General features: G+C 63.3%; 22 protein-coding genes. 7 read left to right on the forward strand and 15 right to left on the reverse strand.

Annotated elements, in window-relative coordinates:
- Window positions 1-6: 6 nt before the first annotated feature.
- The 3 genes from ACPJXG_RS13530 to ACPJXG_RS13540 all read right to left on the reverse strand — a co-directional run bounded on the left by ACPJXG_RS13530 (window position 7) and on the right by ACPJXG_RS13540 (window position 2337).
- Window positions 7-1098: a hypothetical protein gene (locus ACPJXG_RS13530; RefSeq protein ID WP_425254555.1), complete on the reverse strand. Its 1092-nt coding sequence runs from the start codon at window positions 1096-1098 to the stop codon at window positions 7-9.
- A 94-nt stretch (window positions 1099-1192) separates the two neighbouring features.
- Window positions 1193-1882: an LrgB family protein gene (locus ACPJXG_RS13535; protein ID WP_219309284.1), complete on the reverse strand. Its 690-nt coding sequence runs from the start codon at window positions 1880-1882 to the stop codon at window positions 1193-1195.
- Window positions 1879-2337: a CidA/LrgA family protein gene (locus tag ACPJXG_RS13540; RefSeq protein ID WP_425254556.1), complete on the reverse strand. Its 459-nt coding sequence runs from the start codon at window positions 2335-2337 to the stop codon at window positions 1879-1881. The genes ACPJXG_RS13535 and ACPJXG_RS13540 overlap by 4 nt, the downstream gene beginning before the upstream one ends.
- 103 nt (window positions 2338-2440) lie before the next feature.
- On the opposite strand from ACPJXG_RS13540, the gene ACPJXG_RS13545 reads away from it, so the two are divergent.
- The 4 genes from ACPJXG_RS13545 (at window position 2441) to ACPJXG_RS13560 (ending at window position 5773) form a co-directional block, all read left to right on the forward strand.
- Window positions 2441-3349, forward strand: a complete 909-nt coding sequence (locus ACPJXG_RS13545; RefSeq protein ID WP_425254557.1) for a LysR substrate-binding domain-containing protein — start codon at window positions 2441-2443, stop codon at window positions 3347-3349.
- Window positions 3350-3398: 49 nt separating this feature from the next.
- Window positions 3399-4193, forward strand: coding sequence for a glutaminyl-peptide cyclotransferase (locus ACPJXG_RS13550; protein ID WP_425254558.1), 795 nt, complete (start codon window positions 3399-3401; stop codon window positions 4191-4193).
- Between the two features lie 81 nt (window positions 4194-4274).
- The gene (locus ACPJXG_RS13555) at window positions 4275-5129 is read left to right on the forward strand and encodes a hypothetical protein (protein WP_425254559.1); all 855 of its coding nucleotides are present in this window, start codon (window positions 4275-4277) and stop codon (window positions 5127-5129) included.
- On the forward strand, window positions 5126-5773 hold the full coding sequence (locus ACPJXG_RS13560) for a hypothetical protein (RefSeq protein WP_176389061.1): 648 nt from the start codon (window positions 5126-5128) through the stop codon (window positions 5771-5773). Before ACPJXG_RS13555 ends, ACPJXG_RS13560 begins: the two co-directional genes overlap by 4 nt.
- A gap of 76 nt (window positions 5774-5849) precedes the next feature.
- Here ACPJXG_RS13560 and ACPJXG_RS13565 read toward each other — a convergent pair whose 3' ends face one another.
- The 10 genes from ACPJXG_RS13565 to ACPJXG_RS13610 all read right to left on the reverse strand — a co-directional run bounded on the left by ACPJXG_RS13565 (window position 5850) and on the right by ACPJXG_RS13610 (window position 12830).
- Window positions 5850-6098, reverse strand: a complete 249-nt coding sequence (locus ACPJXG_RS13565) for a DUF3297 family protein (protein ID WP_010398340.1) — start codon at window positions 6096-6098, stop codon at window positions 5850-5852.
- A 54-nt stretch (window positions 6099-6152) separates the two neighbouring features.
- Window positions 6153-6959 (reverse strand): OBAP family protein, encoded by an 807-nt coding sequence (locus tag ACPJXG_RS13570; RefSeq protein WP_425254560.1) that lies wholly within the window; start codon window positions 6957-6959, stop codon window positions 6153-6155.
- Window positions 6960-6992: 33 nt separating this feature from the next.
- Window positions 6993-7307: a hypothetical protein gene (locus tag ACPJXG_RS13575; protein ID WP_035818984.1), complete on the reverse strand. Its 315-nt coding sequence runs from the start codon at window positions 7305-7307 to the stop codon at window positions 6993-6995.
- A gap of 185 nt (window positions 7308-7492) precedes the next feature.
- Window positions 7493-9265: an ABC transporter ATP-binding protein gene (locus ACPJXG_RS13580; RefSeq protein WP_425254561.1), complete on the reverse strand. Its 1773-nt coding sequence runs from the start codon at window positions 9263-9265 to the stop codon at window positions 7493-7495.
- On the reverse strand, window positions 9262-9816 hold the full coding sequence (locus ACPJXG_RS13585; RefSeq protein WP_425254562.1) for a hypothetical protein: 555 nt from the start codon (window positions 9814-9816) through the stop codon (window positions 9262-9264). Before ACPJXG_RS13585 ends, ACPJXG_RS13580 begins: the two co-directional genes overlap by 4 nt.
- Window positions 9816-10331 carry a MauE/DoxX family redox-associated membrane protein gene (locus ACPJXG_RS13590; RefSeq protein ID WP_425254563.1) on the reverse strand — a complete coding sequence of 172 codons (516 nt, stop codon included), beginning with the start codon at window positions 10329-10331 and terminating at the stop codon, window positions 9816-9818. Before ACPJXG_RS13590 ends, ACPJXG_RS13585 begins: the two co-directional genes overlap by 1 nt.
- Window positions 10325-11191, reverse strand: coding sequence for an SDH family Clp fold serine proteinase (locus ACPJXG_RS13595; RefSeq protein ID WP_425254564.1), 867 nt, complete (start codon window positions 11189-11191; stop codon window positions 10325-10327). The genes ACPJXG_RS13590 and ACPJXG_RS13595 overlap by 7 nt, the downstream gene beginning before the upstream one ends.
- The gene (locus tag ACPJXG_RS13600) at window positions 11173-12186 is read right to left on the reverse strand and encodes an ATP-grasp domain-containing protein (protein ID WP_425254565.1); all 1014 of its coding nucleotides are present in this window, start codon (window positions 12184-12186) and stop codon (window positions 11173-11175) included. Before ACPJXG_RS13600 ends, ACPJXG_RS13595 begins: the two co-directional genes overlap by 19 nt.
- Before the next feature lie 70 nt (window positions 12187-12256).
- A complete protein-coding gene (locus tag ACPJXG_RS13605; RefSeq protein ID WP_035818970.1) occupies window positions 12257-12442 on the reverse strand; it encodes a hypothetical protein in 186 nt (61 codons plus the stop codon).
- A gap of 193 nt (window positions 12443-12635) precedes the next feature.
- Window positions 12636-12830, reverse strand: coding sequence for a hypothetical protein (locus ACPJXG_RS13610; protein ID WP_035818969.1), 195 nt, complete (start codon window positions 12828-12830; stop codon window positions 12636-12638).
- A 303-nt stretch (window positions 12831-13133) separates the two neighbouring features.
- On the opposite strand from ACPJXG_RS13610, the gene ACPJXG_RS13615 reads away from it, so the two are divergent.
- The 3 genes from ACPJXG_RS13615 to ACPJXG_RS13625 all read left to right on the forward strand — a co-directional run bounded on the left by ACPJXG_RS13615 (window position 13134) and on the right by ACPJXG_RS13625 (window position 15382).
- Entirely contained in the window at window positions 13134-13514 is a 381-nt protein-coding gene (locus tag ACPJXG_RS13615) for a hypothetical protein (protein WP_425254566.1), read from the forward strand.
- Between the two features lie 7 nt (window positions 13515-13521).
- Window positions 13522-13851: an immunity protein Imm33 domain-containing protein gene (locus ACPJXG_RS13620; RefSeq protein WP_219309265.1), complete on the forward strand. Its 330-nt coding sequence runs from the start codon at window positions 13522-13524 to the stop codon at window positions 13849-13851.
- A gap of 85 nt (window positions 13852-13936) precedes the next feature.
- A complete protein-coding gene (locus ACPJXG_RS13625; RefSeq protein WP_425254567.1) occupies window positions 13937-15382 on the forward strand; it encodes a serine hydrolase in 1446 nt (481 codons plus the stop codon).
- Here the strand turns inward: ACPJXG_RS13625 and ACPJXG_RS13630 are convergent.
- On the reverse strand, window positions 15379-15954 hold the full coding sequence (locus tag ACPJXG_RS13630; protein ID WP_176389057.1) for a type 1 glutamine amidotransferase family protein: 576 nt from the start codon (window positions 15952-15954) through the stop codon (window positions 15379-15381). The two genes, ACPJXG_RS13625 and ACPJXG_RS13630, sit on opposite strands and share 4 nt — an antisense overlap.
- Window positions 15955-16170: 216 nt before the next feature.
- Window positions 16171-16944, reverse strand: a complete 774-nt coding sequence (locus ACPJXG_RS13635) for a ferredoxin--NADP reductase (RefSeq protein WP_035818959.1) — start codon at window positions 16942-16944, stop codon at window positions 16171-16173.
- Window positions 16945-17083 lie beyond the last annotated feature (139 nt).

Here is a 17083-nt window from a genome sequence, read left to right on the forward strand (position 1 = left end):
CGTTGTTCAGGACGCGCCTGTCATGGCTTGCTCCAGCGGCGCCAGGCTGGCGGCCAGCAGCTGCCACGCCGTGTTGGCGTAATCGAGCTGCCCGCCCAGCGTTTCGGCGTCGGCATTGCTGGCCATGCCGGCGACGGCGTCGGCAAAGGCGGCCAGGCCGGCGCTGACGCCCGTCGCAGGCGGCGCCTGTGGCGACTGGCCCCAGTCCTCGGCCAGCATCTGGGCCGTATCGAGTGCGCTGTTGAACGCGCTGGTGAACTGGCTGTTCTGCACCTGCACCACCTTGGCCACGGCTACTAGCGCATCGGCGTCGGCCAGCTGCTGGTAGGCGCTGGCCAGCAGGGCATTGTTGGCGTTCAGGGCCGCACGGGCCTGCGCCGTTTCGGCCACCCCCTGTTCCGCCGCATCGATGCCTTGCACCACGAAGTCGCCCGATGGCGCGGACTTTCCATCACTCTGGGTATCTCTGATGGTGGTCATGGTCTTGACGATCAATTCCGTCACGGCAGCGCCCGTCTTGTTGGCGCCGGCGACGATATCGGCGATATTCGTGTTGATGGTGGCCTTCAGCTGGTCGATGCTGGCCGATGACGCGCTGGCAGCGGCGCCCAGGGCGGCGATGGTGGCCGACAGCGCCGTGTTGAAGCCCGCGTTGAGCGGCGCCAGTTCGCCGGCGATGGCGCGCATGTCGCCCGCCAGCGCCTGGGCTTGCTGGTTGATGTGTCCCGACTGCACCGCCAGTTGCCGGTAGACCTGCGCGATGTCGGCGCGCGCGGCGGCATCCTGCGCCGCTTGCGCCAGCCGGTGCCGTTGCAGCTGGTAGGCGGCGTCCCATAGCGCGGCAAAGGCTGTCGCCTGGCTCAGCAGACCGATGTAGGCGGGCAGGATGCGGTCGCCGGCGGTCATCGCCCGGCTCTTCATTTGTGACTGGAACTGGCTGACCTGATAGGCCAGGCCGGCATCGACTTGGGCGTCAAGGTCGAGATTGGCTTGCTGCTCCAGCAGATCGGCGGCCATCTGCGTGAACAGGAACTGGTCGCTGGCGGAAAAATACTCGACTTGCAAGGCTTGCGGCCCTGGATTGGATGTGCTTGCCATAGGGTTTCCGGGATGGTGGGCGAACGAAACTCCACCCACTATCGCCCAACCCGCGCTTGCCGCTTTGACCTGCCGCAATCGCGCCGAGGGAACGTTAAGCGAGCAAGCGCCCCAGCAGCGGCGCCAGCAGCACCGTCACGACGCCGGAAAAAATCATCGTCAAGCTGGCCACGGCGCCTTCTTCCGTGCCCACCCGGCGCGCCACGGACAAGCCAAAACCGTGCGCGGCCGCGCCATACGGGGCGCCACGGGCGATGCGCATGCGCAAGGGCAGCAGTTTCAGCAGCGGTTTGCCCAGCATCAAGCCGAACAAACCCGTCATCACCACGAAGATGCCCGTCAGCTGGGCCGAGCCGCCCATGTGGCGCGACGCTTCCAGCGCGAATGGCGTCGACACGGAGCGGGCCAGCAGGCTGCGCGCCATGTCGCCGTGCACCCCCAGCAAGCGGTCCAGCAGCAGGGTGGCGGCGACCGAGGCGACGATGCCGGCGCAGCTGCCCAGCGACAGGGCCAGCCAGTGCTTGCGGATCAGCTTGCGCTCCTGGAAGATGGGCAGCGCAAACGCGATGGTGGCCGGCCCCAGCAGCCACGGCAGCCAGCGCGTTTCGCCGAAATACGTGGCGAACGGCGTCGAGGTCGCCTGCACAATGACGATGAGTATTGCCGAGGTGCAGATGGCGGGCGTGAGCAAAAAGTGCGGATGGCGGCGGTGCAGCGCCTGGTTGGCGTAGAACAGCACCAGGGTCAGCAGCAAAAACAGCAGGGACAGGAGCACGGTGTTCATGCTTGCGCCCTGGTTGTGCGCTGGCGCAGCAGTTTTTGCAGGCGCAGCTTGCGTTCATAGCGGCAGACCCATTCCACGGTGAACGCCGTGACCAGCATCACGCTGGCAAAGCCCAGGCCGATATTCACGAACAGCATCAAGCCCTGAGACTTCAGCAGCTGCGTAAATTGCACCACGGACACGACCAGCGGAATGAAGAACAGCAGCATGTTGGCCAGCAGCCAGTTCGCGCCCAGTTCGATGGCTGCTGGCCGCACCCAGCCGGCCAGCAGCAGTGCCACCAGCACGAACAGGCCGACGACGCCGCCGGAAAACGGCAGGTGCAGGGCGGAAGCGGCCGCATCGGCCAGCCACCAGGCGGCGATCAGCACGCCCACTTGCCACACGGTCTGCGCGGGCTGGCGCCAGACGGGGACGGAAAGTGGGGCGGTAGTGGAATAAGGGACGGCTTTCACGGCGGGCTTTCTAGTGGCAGGGGGAAGTTTTCATTGTAGGGATCCCGCATCAAAAGATAAAATGACTTAAACTCATGATTATCATTCGATATTGGAATGCATTATGGATATCCGCTCCCTGCGCTACTTCGTTGAAGTGGTCGAGCAGAATAGTTTTACGCGCGCGGCCGCCAGGCTGCACGTGACGCAACCCACCGTCAGCAAGATGGTCGCCCAGCTGGAGCAGTCGCTGGACCTGGCCTTGCTCGACCGCGCGGGCAAGCGGTTTACCCTGACGGACGCGGGCCAGGTGGTGCTGGCGCGCGCGCATGAGTTGCTGGCCCTACACGCGGAGCTGAAGGTGGAATTGCGCGACCTGCAACATCTGGAGCGGGGTGAATTGCGCGTCGGCGTGTCGCCGCAAACCCATTCGACCCTGGCGCCGTGGCTGGCCGAATACCACCAGCGCTATCCCGGTATCGAGCTGAAGATGTATGAAAGCGGCACGCAGGCGATCGAGCGCGACTTGCGCACCGGCACGGTGGAACTGGGCACCATGCTCGACTACCCGGGCAATGCGGCCACCTGGCAAGATTTCGAAGCCTTGCCTCTCGTGCGCTCGCCGCTGTGCTTGCTGGCCGCGCCCGGTTCTGCGTGGCAGGGACGCGCTTCCGTCGCCTTGGCCGAGCTGGCCGACAGCCCCTTCATTTTCTATGGTGCCGCGTTTGCCTTGAACGACATCGTGCTGGACGCTTGCCAGCGGGCCGGTTTCGCGCCGCGCATCACGGGCCGCAGCGGCCAGTGGGATTTTATCGCCTCGCTGGTCAGGCTGGGCGTGGGCATCTGCCTGCTGCCGAAGATGTATTGCGATACCCTGGAGCCGTCGCAATTTGCCGTCATTCCCCTGGACGGTCCGCCCGTGGAGTGGAATCTGATGCTGGCCTGGCGCCGCGGCGGGCGGCTGTCGTTTGCCGCGCGCGCCTGGCTGGAGCTCGTCAGGACGCGCATGGCGGACGCGGCCCGTTTACAATAGGCGCTCGCCAACCACCGTCAAGAATATGAAGAATATCGGTAAAACAAGTGTGAAACGCACGGCAGGTTCGCTGCTGCTGGGATTGTTGTGCACCGTGGGCCTGATGAGCGAAATGGGCTACGCCCAGGCGGCCATTCCCGTGTATGGCTATTTCGTCAAAAATACCTATCCACACGACCCCCAGGCGTTCACCCAGGGCTTGCTATTCAAGGATGGCCACCTGTATGAAAGCACGGGCCAGAACGGCCAGTCCTCCTTGCGCAAGGTGGAACTGGCGACGGGCAAGGTCTTGCAGAAAACCATGCTGGACAAAACAGTATTTGGAGAAGGCATCACCGACGTGGGCGATGAAATCCTGGGCCTGACGTGGATTTCGCAGACCGGCTATGTCTTCGACCTGAAGACCTTCAAATTGAAACGCAAATTCAGCTACCAGGGCGAAGGTTGGGGCCTGGCCAGCGACAGTCAATTCGTCTACATGAGCGATGGCACGTCCGCCATCCGCGTGCTCAATCCGAAAACCCTGGCCGAGGTGTGCCGCTTCGAGGTGAAGGCGGAAGGCCGCGCCATCGAGCGCCTGAACGAGCTGGAAATGGTCGACGGGGAATTGTTTGCCAATGTGTGGGGCGCGGACGTGATCGCCCGCATCGACCCGGCCAGCGGCAAGGTTGTCGGCTGGATCGACCTGACGGGCTTGCTGCCGCCCGGGCAGCGGGGCACGGCCAACCCCGACGCCGTGCTCAACGGCATCGCCTGGGATGCACGGGGCAAGCGCTTGTTTGTCACGGGAAAACTGTGGCCGAAGCTGTTCGAGATCGAGCTGATCGAAATCCAGCGCCGCTGATGTTTCCAATTGGGCAGTGTTGCTGGCGAGGAATCGTTTAGAATTCTGATTCTTCGCCCCGTGCGACCTTTACAGGATGCCATGCTGTCCCTCTCTTTATGCCGCCTGGCGGCCTCCGCCAGCTTGCTGGCCGCTGTCCTGCCCGCCGCGCAGGCGCAAACATCCTACGTGCCGGTGATGAAGCAGTACGGCGACTTTGTCGTCACGCGTGACCGCCACGACCCGCTCGTTACCCTGACTTTCCGCCGGCACGGCTACTGGCCCGGCGGCGCGCGCGAGGTGGTGGAAGTGCGGCCCATCAAGGCCACGCGCGAAGGCCAGCCCATGCTGCTGGCGTTTACCAAGGGCTATACGGGCCAGGGCACGATATTGATCGGCGTGCAGAATGGCGAGCCACTGATGCGCCCCATCAGTCCCATGCAGCGCGACAATATGGTCCGCACGGAACGCGACCCCGAATGGGGCGTACCGCAGCCGGGCAATAGCGAGGTACTGCTGTTTCCCCGCGACGGACGCGCGCTCGATACGGGCACGGGCGAACTGCTGTGGTTTGACGTGCCGGGCAACGTCCGCGGCGATTATCCGCATGCCATGCTCGTCTCCGTCTCGCCCGACGGGCGGCGCGGCGCCTATCTGACGAATACGCTGACGAAGGTGGGCATCATCGTTGCCACGCGCGACGACGGCGTGGCCGGTGAGCTGGCCTTGCCGCCGGACACCTATCAACGGTGGCTGAAGCCCTTGTCGGAGGCCGCTTCCGCGCAGGCGGGCGCCGCCATCAAGGCGCGCCAGGGCCGCACGGATTCGATCCGCATCCGGCGCGAGCTGGAACTGGCCTGGTTCGGCCAGCAATTTCAATGGAAACAAGGCAAGAACGGCTTGCAAGTGACGGGGCTGGGCCTCATCTCCGCGCCGCCGGAAGGAAAACAGCCATGACAATATGTAAACTGATCGCCGGCTGCTTTGCCGCCTCCTTGCTGGCCGGCTGCGTGCACGGCGAAACGTTCCCCAAGGATTATCTGGCGCAAGATATCGACAAGCAACAAGCTTTGCTGGAACTGGACGTGGTCTTTGGCAAAGAGCCCGATGACAAGCTGACGTCGCGCGTGACGGCGCGCAATACCGTGGAATACGCGGGTGCACCGCATATCGTCGTGCCGTTTTACCAGAAGGGACTTGGCTTCGACCAGGGGTTTGCCGGCACCTATATCTTTGGCGTCGTGTATCCCGTTGCCAAGGTCGAAACGGCCACGGCCAGCAGCCGCGTCTTCGGGCAGAAACTTGAGGGTCAGCAACAGGGCAGCCCCCGCTACCGTTTCCGCGTACCAGGCAAGGCGCAGTGGAACAGCAATGAAACCTTCATGCTGAGCTTTGAGCGCAAGGGCCGCCGCGAAGAAATCACTTTCCGCTTCAGCAACGAGCAAAGCTGCTCGACCGCCTTCCTGGCCACCACGCCACTCTATGGTTTCCCCATCAAGGTCGTCGCCACGTTCAAGGAGAACAAAGGTTGCCTGAAAGTGTGCGACAGCCGCGACCAGTGGCCGGGTTTCTGCGCCTTCCAGCCGCCGCCTGCAGCCTGATCGGCCGGCTGGGCAATTCCTGCGGACGTAAAAAAGGCCGATGCAAATCGGCCTCGATGACAACTGTAGGTGTTGCTTAGCGGTAGAACGCTTCGACTTTGCCCTTCAGCTTGATCTGCAGCGGACGGCCGCGGCGGTCGAGGGACTTGGTGGAAGCAACCTTGATCCAGCGTTCGCTGATGCAATATTCTTCCACGTCAAGACGTTCCTTGTCGTTGAAGCGGATGCCGACGTCGTTCTCGAACACGGCTGCAACGTGGTAAGGGCTGCTAGGGTCGATCGACAAGCGATCGGGCAATGGGGGTAAGGTGGTGGTATCGTTCATGGGCGTAATTATCGCCCAGAATGCCGTTCCAGACAACGGCCTTTCGCGCGCAGCCTATCTGGCCGGGGGTGAAATGGCAGGCGCGGCCGTGTGCGGGGAGGGTGGTGACGGCGATGACGCAGCGTGCTGCGTTCCGCTCGGGTCGGCCAGCTGGATGGTCGTGCCGTGTTGCCAGGCATCGGCGCCGTCTATGATGGCGGGCGCGGCGATGTCGGCCCGCTGGCGGCGTTTTTCGGCGGAATCGATGCGGAAGCGGCGGTCGCGCGCGGCGACCATGGCGGCGTCGGCCTGGCCATCGCTAGTAAAACCCATCATCAGTTGCGGCACGCCCAGCGGCAAGGTCTTGTGCAGATCCGTGTGCCAGGTATGCCAGGTCTTGCCATACGTGGCGACGAGTTTTTGCATCAAGACTTTTTCGGCCACGGCGGGAATGCCGGGAGCGATCAGCTGGCCTGATTTCACTTCATGCACATGGCTGTGCCACAGCGCTTTTTCCGCCGCCGGCAAGCCCTGGTACAGTCTGGCGCTGACGATGTATTCGACGCCCATCAGCTTGGCGTCCTTGACGTTGCCATCGTAGATCACGCACTGGATCAGCTCTTCATTGACGATGGCGCAATAGTGGTGCGCTTCCATCTGGCCGCGCAGATTGCCGTTGTAAAAATGAAAACCGTCAAGATAGGCATTGAGTGCCGCGACGGGCGGCCGCGCTTGCAATGCGTCGGCACCCGCGTCCAGCATACGCGTGGAGACTCCGGCCGGCGCGCCGGGCGCCTCCACGTTCGATGCCGTATTCCTGGCGCCGCAGGCGGCAAGGCCCATGCCCAGCCCGGCGCACAACATGGCCGTCAGTGCTTTCATGTTGAGAAGGCGCGTCTAGCCATGCCTGCGGGATCAGGATTTGTCGTCATTCTTGTGGCTTTGACGTCCCGCTTCCACGTGCTGCTCATGCGTGCCGCCGCGCGTGCCGGTGCCGGAGCCCGATTGCTGGCCCGACTGTTGGCCCGATTGCTGCGAGCCCGACTGCTTGTCGCCGTCATTCTTGTGGCTTTGGCGGCCTGCCTCGACATGCTGCTCGTGCGTGCCGCCCTGGGTGCCGCCCGACGATTGGCGGGTGCCGGACTGCTTGTCCGACTGCTGGCTGCCCGATTGGCCCGATTGCTGTTTGTCCGATTGGCTACCGGATTTGTCGTTGCTGTTCGAAGTCATGGTCGTGTCCCCTATGGTTGGTTTGCTTGGTTTGCATGATCATCCGGTCCAGCATAGGCTGCACCGTTGGAACCATTCTCGCTGCCTGCGTCGGGCTTAACCATAGGGACACTACTTGTCGCCACGTAGGAAAACTCTGTGGTGGATGACAACCATTTCAATATTGCATTATTTAGTGGTGCCCTTTACAGGGTTGCCGTACTCTCATGCAACTGCTGGAATTGCGACAGTTGCTGCTGCATCAGCCGCGCATACTGGCCGCCCGCGCGCAGCAGCTCGGCGTGCGTGCCTTGCTGGCAAATCCGGCCTTTGTCCATGACGATGATGCGGTCCGCCTTGACGATAGTGGAAAAGCGGTGGGCGATGATGATCGTGGTGCGGCCTTGCATCAAGGTATCGAGCGCGAGCTGCACCTGCTGTTCGCTGGCGGCGTCGAGCGCGCTGGTGGCTTCGTCCAGGATGAGGATTTTCGGCGCGCGCAGGATGGCGCGGGCGATCGCGATGCGCTGCTTCTGTCCGCCGGACAACTGCACGCCCCGTTCGCCCACGAGGGTCTCGTAGCCGTCCGGAAAGGCATCAATAAAATCGTGGGCGTGCGCCAGGCGCGCCGCCGCCTGCATCTCTTCGCGCGTCACGGCGCGGTCCGGTACGGCAAAGGCGATATTGTCCGCGATGCTGCCGGAAAACAGCGCCGGTTCCTGCTCCACCACGGCCATCTGGCGGCGCAGCTGCGCCACGCCCAGCACGCCCGCATCGATGCCGTCGAACTGCAGGCTGCCCGCGTCAAGCTGGTAATGGCCCAGCACCAGGCTGGCGATGGTGGACTTGCCCGCGCCCGAGGCGCCCACCAGGGCGATCTTTTCGCCCGCGCGTATCGACAGGCTGACGCCGTCGAGGGCCGTGACCTGCGTGCGCTCGGGATACGAAAAGCACGCGTCGCGCAGCGCGATATGGCCGGCCAGAGGCGGCTGCGGTGCCGCTTCGGGCACGGTGCGGTGGCTGCGCAGGATCTCGAAGATGCGGTCGGTCGAACCCATGGTGCGCATCCACGTGTTCCAGAATTCGCTGATGGAGCCGGCCGTGTCCGTCACCATGCTGGCATAGATGACGAAGGCCGTCAGCTCGCCCACGCTCAGGCGGCCCTGGCCGATCAGGTGGGCGCCGAAGCACAGGGTGGTCAGCAGGGCAATAAAAGCCAGCAAGCCCTGCGCGCCCTGGAACACGGCCAGCAGGCGCGTACCGGCCAGGGACACGTCCAGCAATTGCCGCATGGCTTGCGCGTAGCGGGCCATGGCGCCGCCTTGCTGGTTGAACGCCTGCACCAGCCGGGCATGGGCAAAGTATTCCTGCGCCACCTTGCCGCTGGCGGCCAGGGTGGCGGAAATGGCCCGCGAACGCTGCCGGTAATTGCTGCCTGATAATTTGCCGAGATACAGGCTGATGGGAATGAACAAGGCCAGCGGCAGGCTCAGCATGGGCGACAGATGCAGCAGCATGGCGATGCCGCCCACAAAGACGCACAGCGAGCGCAGGGCATTGGCCGCGCCGATGGTCAGGCTTTCATGCAGGGCCGATACGTCGGACGTGAGCCGGCTGTTCAGCTCGCCGCCATGGTGCTTGTCGAAGAAGGCGATGGGCTGGTTGATCACCACGTCGAACAGGCGCCGGCGCACGCCCATGACGATCATGTGGCCGCTCGATTGCAGTAAATAGAAGCGCGCGCTCGTGACCAGCGCATACAGCAGGCTGAAGGCCAGCATGGCGGCGACCATGCCCGGCGTGACGCCGCGCTGCGTCAGTTCCGCCACATTGTCGATGAAATACGCGATGGCCTGTGGAAAGGCCAGCTGCGCGCCCACGGTGAGGACCATGCACAGCAAGCCGGCGGCGACGCGCCAGCGCACGGGATACAGCAGGCGCAGGCGTTCAACATGCGGGCCGAAGTTCAGAAGGCTCATGCGGCGCGCTCCTGCGACGGTTCGGCGTTCAATTGTTCGGTCAGGGCCAGCCAGTCTTCATCGCCGATCAGGCCGACCGCTTCCACTGTGCCCTCGTGATTGACGAATACATAGGACGGCGAACTCATCAAAGGATTCACGCGCCGGTAGTCGCGCAGCGTGAGCCGTGCCGTGGCCGCCCGCAAGGCCTTGCCGGGCAAAAAGGCGCGCAGCCGGCGGGCCGGTTCTTCGCTGATCAGCCACAGGGTCAGGCCGGCCTCGCGCGCCAGCGGCAGCAGCTGTTCGATGCCGGCCAGCTTTTCCCCGCATTTCGGGCAGCGGCTGGCGAGGAACAGCAGCACGGCCGCCTGGCCGCTGGCGCCCGGCTGGAAACGCGCGCCGCCAGCCAGGGGACGGGCTTGCACTGTCGGCAGGGGTGCACCCGGCACCAGCGCCGTGGGCGCGATGCGTTCGCGGCGGCTGGCGCGCAGCACGGCCAGGGTCAGCCAGATGTTGCCGGCGAGCGCAAACGCCAGCGCCGCCAGCACCAGTTGCAATGTCGTGGAATCCATCAGCCGGCCTTTGCCAAGGTGGCGATGTCGTGCAGGGAAATCACGGCCACGCAGACGATGGCTGCAAGGCCGGCGGCCAGAATGGAGGTGGCGACGGGCAAGGCGGTGTCCTGCGCCAGCGCAAAGTAAGCGCCGTTGATGCCGACCGCCAGCACGTTGCGCAGCAGGTCGTATTGCGAGACGGGCCGCGCCGCTTCGCCAAAGCAACTGCAGCGCACCACGCTGTGCGTGAAGTAGCGCCAGGCCAGCACGGCCGTGAGGGTACTCAGCAGCAGTAGTGACAGCAGCATGGGCAACTGCGTGCCGCCCGCCAGCAGCCAGCCGGCCAGCAGCAGTTCCGCCGCCACCAGGCCTGGCGCAGCGAATTGGGCGGCGGCGGGCGGCACACCGAACGAGGTGGCCAGGTTGCCGCGGAAGGCAGCATAACTGCGCAGCTTGCCTACGCTGGCCGCCAGCAGCAGCAAGGCGATGGCATGGCGCGCGATATCGGACAAAAAGGGGAGAGCTGTCAGCATTGCGTGCTCCACACCGGCGCGTAGCCGCCCGGACGCTGGCGCCGCAGCTGCACGCCGTCGCGCGATGCCAGCAGGGCATCGTTCCACGGCTCGTCGGGCGCGCTGCGCAAGGCGCCGCCTATGCTCGCCTGCAATTGCGTCGAGATGGCCCAGCCCAGCCGTTCGGCGTGGGCATCGCGCGCCATGTTCAAGCCCAGCTGGGCCAATTCCTCGCGCGTCAAGGCATAGTTGTGCGAGTGGTAGCCCGTCACCAGTTGTGCGACGATGGCGCGCCGGGCCTCGGGTATGGCATCAGGCAATTGCCAGGCCAGCAATTCCTCGCCGATCTGCGCCAGCTCCAGGGTGGTGCGGTAAAAAGCCGTCAGGGAAGGGGGAAAGATGCTGCCGCACAGCAGGGACAGCGATTGCTGGCGCGCTTCGCTGGCATCCACGCCGAACCACTGCTGCGCCATGTCGCCGAAGACCTTGATGTCCAGGCTGGACATGGAGCCGCCGTCGGCGCCATCGAGCTGCGGGTCGATGGGCGAGAACAGGGCCAGGTCGCCGGCGATGATCTCATCGGCGCCCAGGGTCAGCAGGGTGGCGGCCGACTGGCAGTGGAAGGGCACGATAAAGCTCAGGTGGCGCGCATGCTGGCGCAGCAGGATGGCGATGCGCCGCGCCGCGTTGACGATGCCGCCACGGCCGTGCAGCACCACGTCGAGGCGCGCCACGGGCCCGATGCCCTGGCACAGTTCGTACAGGGCGGGCAGCAGCTCCATGTCCAGGTGCGAGGCGGCCAGGACGATGGCGCGGCTGTCGCGCGCCTGCTCCAGTTCGCGTAGCCGCAGAGGGATCTGGCTCAGGTCTGGCTGCGGCATACGGCTCCTTCGATGAGGGTTGCGGCCACGCTTTCCAGCATGGTCAAGGCAGGCACCAGTTGTTGCACATACAAGAATTGACCAACAGGGTTGTTTTCCAGGAAAACGTACTCGCCGTCAGGCGTGACGATGAGATCGAGCGCGCCATACTCGAGGCCATAGCTGTGCACGAAAGCGAGGCAGCGCTGCTGTATTTCCGCTGGCAAGGTGCATGCTTCATAGCGGATGGGGGCTGACATATCGCGCGAATCGATGGCCGTGCGGGCATCGTCCTGGGAATACAGGCGCGCGGCAAACAGTTGCTTGCCGATCACGGTGATGCGCAGTTCGTATTGCTTGGCGATATATTCCTGAAACTGGCAGCTTAGTTCGCTGACGGCGTCCAGGCTGTCCAGCATGGCATCGTCGACAATGGTGGTGCCGATGCCGGCGCTGACCCTGTCGACGTCCTCGACCGTTTCGGCGGCCAGGCTGGGCGTGGACATGCTCTTGAAAATGATGGGCCCGTTGATGGCCGCGCGGAAAGCGCACACGTCGTCGGGCACATTGGTGATCACGGTGGCGGGCACGCGAAAGCCCATGCGCGCGGCCCGCGCAAGCTGTTCGCCTTTCCATTGGGCGCCGCGCAGGGCCAGCGGATGGCTGAGCCAGTAGCAATCGAGCCCGTACAGCATGCTGAAGATGGCTTGCTCCGTTTCCAGCTGGGCGTAGGCGCGTTCCTGCAGCGTCAGGTCGGCGCTGGCGTAGGCATAGTCGGCCGCCTTGCGCAGCCAGACGGCGCCAACTTGCTGCAGCTCAAGCCAGTCGCCATCGGGCAAGTGGCGCAGGCGCGCGCTGGCGCGGCCGTCCAGCAGGCGCTGGCACAGCTGGTAATCGCGGGGAAAGGCGTCGAGATCGATACGGAAAGGAGCATGGCCGCGCGCGGCGAGGATGGCTTCGACCAGGTCGGCGTGCAGATCGCCGCTATGGCTGATAATCAAAACCTTTTTGTGCATGTCGGGGAGGCCGCGGTAAGGGGGAATCAAAAAAGCCTTGCCGTGGCAAGGCTTTCAGCTGGTGTACGTATCAGCAGAACTCGCCGCCGTCACTCGAACCGATACGCGAATAGCGGTATTGCTCCTCGCTGTCGACCGCCGTGCAGCCGGCTACGGCGACACCGTCGCGTACTTTCCAGGGCGCAGGAAGCGCCGGCTTTTCTTCTTCCTTCTTTTCCGCCAGTTTGAATGCGAACAGTTTGGTTTCTTTATGCATGGGATCCTCTATTAATGGTTGTGTTCCGATTTTTACCGATAAATACTGATTATAAAAATGGAATCTGCAATTGAAAGGTGTTTATGTATTCATTGCGCGCAGAGAAGCCGCGCCGGAATAGGCGCCAGCGCCAGTTTGAATATAGCGGAATAGATGAAACCCCCACGCGGGCGGGGGAATGGGGCGCCGGGAATCAGCAGTACTGGCCGCCGTCGTTCGGCTGGAAGCGCGATGAATCGCGGTATTGGTCACGGGTGCCGACGGCGGTGCAGCCGGCTACGGCGACGCCGTCGCGCACCTTCCAGACGGTGGCGGGCGCTACCTGTTTTTGTACCTGTTTTTCAGCCAGTTTGAATGCGAACAATTTGGAGTGGTTCTGTTTTTGCATTGTACTATCCTCTTGTGATGGTTAAGTACTGCTTGCGCTGTATGCCATGGTATATGGCCATTCGATATTAGCGCCTGAATAAATAAGCGTCAACTTGAAAATCAATCGTATCCGCGATTATATTTTTCAAATACTCACCAAATATCACGCGAGCCATTTATGTTATTGCAGTGCGATAAATAATAAGCGCGGCACTTTAAATAATCGGCACGGTGCTTGATTATTGCCAGCAAACGGATCGGCCATGCCCGCGGCGAGGCACTATAATGGCGCCTGTTGAATGGATAAGGCACAACGTACTCTATGGAAATGGCCATCACAGACAGCTTGCGGCAGCTGGCATACGCGCAGGCCGCCGCCTTCGTGCAGACGCTGGACGGGCGCGATCCTGTTGCGCTGCAACGCGACTGGGGCCTGTCGCCGGGCGTGGCCGACGAGATCATCGACATGCTCGACAGCTATCTTGCGGCGAACCAGGCATTGTCCCTGGCGCTGCTGGCGCAAGCCTTCGTACCGGGCAAGGGCGGCCGTCCCGCCGTCGACGTGTATGCCACCGACGCCGGAGCGCTGGGCCTGGAATGCCTGCTGCTGGCCGATGGCAAGCCGGGCGAAGCGATCCTGCACCTGGAAATGTCCGGCCACGATGGCGCGCTGCGCCTCCACTACCAATATATCGGATCCTGAAGACCCTATGACTGAACTGATCAGCGAAACACAGCAGCGCATCTGCGACAAATTCGGCTTGCCGGCGCAAGCACCCGAACCCATGGTGGCTCTGGCCATCGGCAGCCTGGACCAGTCGCCCATCTATGGCACGCGCGTCGTGCTGCCGGAAAACGGTACCATCAGCTGGTTCATCCACTGCGGCGAACACGACGATGCCAGCGGCTTTTACCAGCCCCTGCATGCGGAACACCTGCACGAGATGCTGCCGCAGGTGGTCGATTACCTGGCCTTGCCCAGCGGCGCCAGATTCATCCTCGACCGCGAAGGGTACGAGGACGTGTGGCTGGAAGAGTAACTTTCCGACCGGCAAGATTGTCGTTGACGTTGATAAATAGGTATGGGATGCTGCGGTTCCGTTTTCCACTGTCGAAAGCCGCATCTTGAAGCCACGCCTGCCGTCTGTCCTGTTCGCCCTGGCGCTTGCCGCCGCCCCCGCCAGCCATGTGCAGGCATCCCCAGTGGAACACGACATTGCCGCCTTCGTGCGCAGCGAAATGCAGGAGCGCCAGATTCCAGGGCTGCAACTGGCCGTGATACAAGGTGGCAAGGTTGTGCTGAAGCGCAATTTCGGCCTGGCCAGCCTGCAATACCAGGTGCCCGTGACGGAGGCGAGCCTGTTTTCCATCAATTCGGCAACGAAGGCGTTTGCGGGTGTCGCCGTACTGCAGCTGGTGCAACAGGGCAAGATCGACCTGGCCGCACCCATCGGGCAGTACCTGACGGGGCTGCCTGTCGCCTGGCACGCCGTGACGGTGACGCAATTGCTCAACCACACCTCGGGCTTGCCCGACGTGCTGGACCAGCGCAGCGGCAAGCTGGTGGGGCCGCAGCCGGACGATGCCGAGGCGGCATGGACAGCAGTGCAGGCGCTGCCCGTGGAAGCTGCGCCTGGCCAGCGCTTCCGCTATAACCAGACGAATTACGTGTTGCTGGCGCAATTGGTCGAGCGGCTAGGCGGAATGCCCTTTACCACTTTCGTCCAGCGCGGGCAGTTTGACGTGGCCGGCATGCCGCATAGCGGCTTTGGCGACGCGAAGGACGTGGTGGCCAACAAGGCCAGTTCCTACGTGCTGGACCGGGGCGGCAACGGTTACCGCAATGTGATCGAAGATTTTCCCGTGTTCATGCGCGCCGGCGCTGGCATCAACAGCAATGCGGGCGAACTGGCCAACTGGCTCATCGCGCTGCAGTCCGGGCGCTTGCTGGCGCCCGCCGGTGTGGAACGGCTGTGGCAGCCGACCAGCTTGAATGACGGCAAGCCGGCGCCATGGGCGCTGGGCTGGCCCACCATCGGCCGCGATGGTCACCGCGCCGTGGCCGGCATCGGCGGCGCCCGCTCAGCCTTTTATGTGTATCCCAACGATGGCCTGGCCGTCATTATCCTCAGCAACCTGGCCGGCGCCCAGCCGGAACAGCTGATCGATACTGTCGCCGGCTTTTATCTTCCCGCCCTGCGCCAGCAGCGCGGCGGCGCGTATGCCGCGCACTTGCTGCGCAACAAAGCGGCCAGCGCCGGTTTCGACGGACTGGACAAGAAACTGGCGGCCATCCGGCGCCAGCATGGCTTGCCGGAACCCACGGAAGATGACTTGAATGCCTGGGGCTATCGCCTGCTGGGACGGCAGCAGCCGAAACAGGCGGTGGCCGTCTTCGAGCTTGGCGTGCAGCTGTATCCGCAAGGGGCGAATGGCCACGACAGCCTGGCCGAAGCGTACGAGGCCAATGGCGCGAAGGCGCAGGCCGTCACGCATTACCGCCGTTCGCTGGAACTCGATCCGGGCAACACGCACGCAATGGAGCGCCTGCGCGCGCTGGGCGCCAATTAGCCGGGCGTCTTGCCGTGTTCGGCGCCGTGCATGGCCAGGTAGGCGGCCAGGTTGTCATCGGCGATGCCCAGGGCGCGCAAGACTTCCTTCGTGAAGCTGACGGGCGCCGTGCCCGGTGCCGTGATGACACGCTGGTCGGCCACGGCCCACGGCACATCCTGGTACAGGGCGGCGCCCGCATAGCCGGTTGCCGTCAGGTTATCGGCGCAATTCGAGGTGTGGCGCACGTTATCGAGCACGCCAGCCTGCGCCAGCACGCGCGTGCCGTCGCAAATACCGGCCAGCACGATATTCTTGTCGCGGGCCGCGCGCAGCAAGGGGGAGATGTCGGGCGCCTTGCCGCTTTGCCAGTGGCTGCCACCACATACCATCAGCAAATCGAGTTCATCGAGCACAATCTCTTCCAGCGCCAGTTGCGGCGTGACCAGCATGCCGCCGGACGAGGTGACGGGCAAACCGCCGGGCGTGGCGAACTGCGTGTAAAAGCCGTAATACAGGCGCGCCGTGGAATTGAGCAGGGCGGTTTCCCAATCGGCAAAGTTCTCGGTCAGAATGGTGATGGCACGTGTCATGAAAATTCCTGTCGCAGGTGGAGATATCAATAGTAATACAGGCTCGCTAGCCTGCTGGTGCCGAAATCATAATGAACGGTACTGACAGTTTCTGTCAGGAGCGAACAGCCTGCGCAACAATCGCCGGCCCACTGACGCGGCAATGAAAAAGGCCCGGCGCCGCCGCAGTGTGCGGCGGGACCGGGCCCCTGGGGTATGGCGGATGACTCTTGCGGATTACTTCTCGGCGAACGCGCGCTCGACAACGAAGTCGCCAGGCGTCGAGGTATTGCCTTCCTTGAAGCCACGCGCTTCCAGCATTTCCTTCAGGTCGCGCAGCATGTCCGAACTGCCGCAGATCATCACGCGGTCTTCGGCAGGGTTCAGTGCCGGCACGCCCAGATCTTCGGCCAGCTTGCCGTTTTCGATCAGTTCCGTGATGCGGCCCATGTTGCGGAAGTCTTCGCGCGTCACGGTCGGGTAATAGCGCAGCTTGTCGCTGACCATTTCGCCCAGGAATTCGTGTTTCGGCAGGTGCTCTTCCAGCAAGTCGTGGTAAGCCAGCTCATCGACCTGGCGCACGCCGTGCACGAGGATCAATTCGTCGAAGCGTTCGTAGATGTCCGGATCGCGCACGATGCTGAGGAAAGGCGCCAGGCCCGTGCCCGTCGACAGCATGTACAGGCGCTTGCCTGGCAGCAGGTAGTCGGACACCAGGGTGCCCGTCGGCTTGCGGCCGACGATGACGGTGTCGCCCACTTGCAAGTGCTGCAAGCGCGACGTCAATGGACCGCCCGGCACCTTGATGCTGAAAAATTCCAGGTGGTCTTCGTAATTGGCGCTGGCGATACTGTAGGCGCGCAGCAACGGCTTGCCATCGACGCGCAGGCCGATCATGGTGAAATGGCCATTCGAGAAACGCAGCGACGGGTCGCGCGTGGTGGTAAAGGAGAACAGGGTATCCGTCCAGTGGTGCACGCTTAAAACGCGCTCTTCATTCATCGAACTCATAGTATGTGTTGGCTGGTCAAAAAAATGGTTAGTTGCTGGCAACTGCTGGCAAAAGTGAAACCCTGTGTAGGCCCAGACGCTATTGTACTGGCCTCCACACGAAATTGTTACCGTCTATCGCCGCCATTGCTGCCGCACG

This window comes from Janthinobacterium sp. NFX145 (assembly GCF_049810325.1).
GTDB lineage: Bacteria > Pseudomonadota > Gammaproteobacteria > Burkholderiales > Burkholderiaceae_D > Janthinobacterium > Janthinobacterium rivuli.

Coding starts and splice junctions, on each gene's coding strand:
- ACPJXG_RS13605 (WP_035818970.1), bottom strand. CDS start 12,442: ATGCATAAAGAAACCAAACTGTTCGCATTCAAACTGGCGGAAAAGAAG.
- ACPJXG_RS13535 (WP_219309284.1), bottom strand. CDS start 1,882: ATGAACACCGTGCTCCTGTCCCTGCTGTTTTTGCTGCTGACCCTGGTG.
- ACPJXG_RS13555 (WP_425254559.1), top strand. CDS start 4,275: ATGCTGTCCCTCTCTTTATGCCGCCTGGCGGCCTCCGCCAGCTTGCTG.
- ACPJXG_RS13595 (WP_425254564.1), bottom strand. CDS start 11,191: ATGCCGCAGCCAGACCTGAGCCAGATCCCTCTGCGGCTACGCGAACTG.
- ACPJXG_RS13560 (WP_176389061.1), top strand. CDS start 5,126: ATGACAATATGTAAACTGATCGCCGGCTGCTTTGCCGCCTCCTTGCTG.
- ACPJXG_RS13580 (WP_425254561.1), bottom strand. CDS start 9,265: ATGAGCCTTCTGAACTTCGGCCCGCATGTTGAACGCCTGCGCCTGCTG.
- ACPJXG_RS13570 (WP_425254560.1), bottom strand. CDS start 6,959: ATGAAAGCACTGACGGCCATGTTGTGCGCCGGGCTGGGCATGGGCCTT.
- ACPJXG_RS13545 (WP_425254557.1), top strand. CDS start 2,441: ATGGATATCCGCTCCCTGCGCTACTTCGTTGAAGTGGTCGAGCAGAAT.
- ACPJXG_RS13635 (WP_035818959.1), bottom strand. CDS start 16,944: ATGAGTTCGATGAATGAAGAGCGCGTTTTAAGCGTGCACCACTGGACG.
- ACPJXG_RS13590 (WP_425254563.1), bottom strand. CDS start 10,331: ATGCTGACAGCTCTCCCCTTTTTGTCCGATATCGCGCGCCATGCCATC.
- ACPJXG_RS13620 (WP_219309265.1), top strand. CDS start 13,522: ATGACTGAACTGATCAGCGAAACACAGCAGCGCATCTGCGACAAATTC.
- ACPJXG_RS13610 (WP_035818969.1), bottom strand. CDS start 12,830: ATGCAAAAACAGAACCACTCCAAATTGTTCGCATTCAAACTGGCTGAA.
- ACPJXG_RS13630 (WP_176389057.1), bottom strand. CDS start 15,954: ATGACACGTGCCATCACCATTCTGACCGAGAACTTTGCCGATTGGGAA.
- ACPJXG_RS13530 (WP_425254555.1), bottom strand. CDS start 1,098: ATGGCAAGCACATCCAATCCAGGGCCGCAAGCCTTGCAAGTCGAGTAT.
- ACPJXG_RS13565 (WP_010398340.1), bottom strand. CDS start 6,098: ATGAACGATACCACCACCTTACCCCCATTGCCCGATCGCTTGTCGATC.
- ACPJXG_RS13585 (WP_425254562.1), bottom strand. CDS start 9,816: ATGGATTCCACGACATTGCAACTGGTGCTGGCGGCGCTGGCGTTTGCG.
- ACPJXG_RS13600 (WP_425254565.1), bottom strand. CDS start 12,186: ATGCACAAAAAGGTTTTGATTATCAGCCATAGCGGCGATCTGCACGCC.
- ACPJXG_RS13615 (WP_425254566.1), top strand. CDS start 13,134: ATGGAAATGGCCATCACAGACAGCTTGCGGCAGCTGGCATACGCGCAG.
- ACPJXG_RS13575 (WP_035818984.1), bottom strand. CDS start 7,307: ATGACTTCGAACAGCAACGACAAATCCGGTAGCCAATCGGACAAACAG.